Here is a 2,655-nt window from a genome sequence, read left to right as displayed (position 1 = left end):
TATCGACCTCACCCGCATCGCCCGCATGGGCGTCGTACCGATGCGGAACGACGACGGGCTCCGACTCTTCGACGCGGCTGCGGAGTCCGCGCGGAGCCTGGTGGTGGCGGCCGAACTGGACAGCCACGCCCTCGGCGCGGCCGATAGGGACACCCCGGTCCAGCCCATGCTCCGTGGCCTGGCCGAGCGGCAGGTGGCACCCCGCCGCCGTTGGACGGCATCCGCCGGGGACGGAACGCAACCGGACGGCGCGCCGTTGGCACGTCAGCTCGTCGGACTCGGGAAGGGCGAACGCCGGCGGGTGCTGCTGCACACCGTGCGCGAGCACGCCGCGACCGTACTCGGACACGGGTCGGCCGAGTCGATCCCCGCCGAGCAGGGCTTCCTCGACATGGGTTTCGACTCGCTGACCGCTGTGGAACTGCGTAACCGCCTCAGCACCGCGACCGGACTACGGCTGCCCGCGACCCTTGTCTTCAACCACCCCGACGCCACCCGCCTCGCCGACTACCTCGGCGCGGAGCTGATGCCATCGGACACGGTCGACGACGCGGACACCGCGCTGCGCGCTGAACTCGACCGGCTGGAAACGAGGTTGCGCGACTCGGCCGCCGACACGGACGGCGCCACCCGGGCCATGGTGGTCACCCGGCTCCAGGACCTCCTGTCCCACTGGAGCACGGCCCCGAATGGGAGCGCCGCCCCGAACGGGAGTACTGCCAGGAACGGGAGCGCCGCCTCGGACGACGCCGGAGCCGGCGGGGCGGCCGACGTGGCCGAAAACCTGGAGTCGGCCGGGGCGGACGAACTCTTCAGCTTCATCGACCGGGAATTCGGCTCGCACTGACGGCGCCCGCCTCTCCCCGCCCCCTCGGCCCTCCCTGCCCCGGCCTTCTTCACCCCCTTCATCCGCAGGTTCTGCATGCCCGCCCGACCCCCCGAGGTAGTGATGTCGGAACAGGAAAAGCTTCTCGGTTACCTCCGACGAGTGACGGCCGACCTCCATGAGACCCGCGGCCGACTACGGGAGCTGGAAGCCGTGGCAGGCGAGCCGATCGCCGTCGTCGGCATGGCCTGCCGCTACCCCGGTGGCGTCACCACCCCCGAGGACCTGTGGCACCTGGCGCGGGAAGGTACCGACGCCATCACACCGTTCCCCGACGACCGGGGCTGGGACACCGAAGCGATCTACGATCCCGACCCCGATGCCCCCGGGCGCACATACACGCGGGCGGGTGGCTTCGTCACCGACGTCGGGCACTTCGACGCCGGCTTCTTCGGTATCTCCCCCCGCGAGGCTCAGGCCATGGACCCGCAACAGCGGCTGTTGCTGGAGACCTCCTGGGAGGCCGTCGAACGGTCCGCCATCGACCCCTCCTCCCTGAAGGGGCGCGATGTAGGGGTGTTCGTCGGAGCCGGTCTGCCCGACTACGGGCCGCGGCTGCACGCCGTCGCCGACGGTACGGAAGGACATCTCGTCACCGGCAGCTCCCCCAGCGTCGTCTCCGGACGCATCGCCTACAGCCTCGGACTGGAGGGCCCCGCGGTCACGATCGACACCGCCTGTTCCTCCTCCCTGGTCGCCCTCCACCTCGCGGTGCAGTCCCTGCGCCGGGGCGAATGCTCCCTCGCGCTCACCGGCGGTGTCACCGTCATGTCCACCCCCGGCATCTTCATCGGCTTCAGCCGACAGCGGGGCCTCGCCCCGGACGGCCGCTGCAAGCCCTTCTCGGCCGCGGGCGACGGTTTCGGCCCGGCGGAAGGTGCCGGCATGCTCTGCCTCGAACGGCTCTCCGACGCCCACCGCGCCGGGCACCCCGTCCTCGCGGTCGTCCGCGGTACCGCGATCAATCAGGACGGCGCAAGCAGCGGCCTCTCCGCGCCCAGCGGTCCCGCCCAAGAGCGGGTGATCCGGGCGGCGTTGGCGGACGCGGGGCTGTCCGCGGGCGATGTGGACGTGGTGGAGGCGCATGGGACGGGGACGAAGCTCGGCGACCCGATCGAGGCTGACGCGCTGCTCGCCACGTATGGGCGGGGACGGGATCCGGAGCGGCCGTTGTGGCTGGGGTCGGTGAAGTCGAACATCGGGCACACGCAGGCGGCGGCGGGTGTCGCGGGTGTGATCAAGATGGTGTCGGCGTTGCGGCAGGGTGTGGTGCCGCGGACGTTGCACGTGGATGAGCCCTCGCCGCATGTGGACTGGTCCACCGGTACGGTACGTCTGCTGACCGACCCGCTCGACTGGCCGCAGGGTGACCAGCCGCGCCGCTTCGGTGTCTCCTCGTTCGGTATCAGCGGCACCAACGCGCACATCATCGTCGAAGAGGCCCCGGTGCCCGACGGCGAACCGCAGGAGAGCCCCGCCCCCACGCACGAATGCGAACTGCCGCTGGCGCCCTGGACGCTGTCGGCCAAGTCCGAGGCCGCACTGCGCGACCAGGCCGGTCGGCTCGCCGCCCACCTGGTACGCCATCCCGACCACACCCTCGCGGACATCGGCCACACACTCGCCACGACCCGCACCGCCTTCGATCACCGGGCGGTACTTCTCACCCCCGGCCTCCCGCACGCCATCGACCAGTTGACGCACCACGCGACCGGCCGGGAAACCACCGAACTCATCACCGGCAGCGCCCACCACGGCTCCGGACCCGT

General features: G+C 71.5%; 2 protein-coding genes. Both read left to right on the top strand.

All coding sequences use genetic code 11. From position 1 onward, the window contains the following. Window positions 1–847 (top strand): phosphopantetheine-binding protein (locus NQU54_RS48270; protein ID WP_257636609.1); only part of this gene is annotated, 847 nt, incomplete at its 5' end. A gap of 75 nt (window positions 848–922) precedes the next feature. After that, a partial coding sequence (locus tag NQU54_RS48265; RefSeq protein WP_372506435.1) for a type I polyketide synthase occupies window positions 923–2,655 on the top strand: 1,733 nt, incomplete at its 3' end.

Source organism: Streptomyces malaysiensis subsp. samsunensis (assembly GCF_024519315.1).
In the GTDB taxonomy this organism is placed as follows: Bacteria; Actinomycetota; Actinomycetes; order Streptomycetales; family Streptomycetaceae; genus Streptomyces; species Streptomyces malaysiensis.
The sequence above is the reverse complement of the archived record's forward strand: the minus strand, read 5'-3'. Positions and strand labels throughout refer to the sequence as shown.